Origin of the sequence: Joostella atrarenae (assembly GCF_021764745.1) — a bacterium.
GTDB classification, from domain to species: domain Bacteria; phylum Bacteroidota; class Bacteroidia; order Flavobacteriales; family Flavobacteriaceae; genus Galbibacter; species Galbibacter atrarenae.
The window spans coordinates 1-286 of record NZ_JAETXX010000062.1 but is presented as its reverse complement, the minus strand read 5'-3'; the positions used below and the strand labels follow the sequence as shown (position 1 = coordinate 286).

Annotated in this window: 1 protein-coding gene; it reads right to left on the bottom strand. The window is 39.5% G+C overall.

Annotated elements, in window-relative coordinates:
- Window positions 1–286, bottom strand: a 286-nt coding sequence (locus JM658_RS17320; protein ID WP_236961115.1) for a hypothetical protein, incomplete at both ends; no start/stop codon positions are given.

The window sequence follows — 286 nt, the reverse complement described above, 5'->3', positions numbered from 1 at the left end:
TAATAGTAATTATACTTTCACAACTACCATTTGTGGCTGTGATTACAATATCTGTACCTATGGCTCCAGCAATTGTACCATCACCATTATTTGTTCCTCCAGTAACAGTGAGTGTCGCTCCAGTAGTCTCTGTAAAGTTTACCGTATATGTAGTAGCACCTACACCATCACAAATTCCTTGTCCAACTGTTAAGTCTGGGAAAATACAATCCGATGGACAATCCGATGGAATAGCTACCGTAGTTATCGTTTCACAAGAAGTATCGTTAGTAGCGGTGATTGTTAG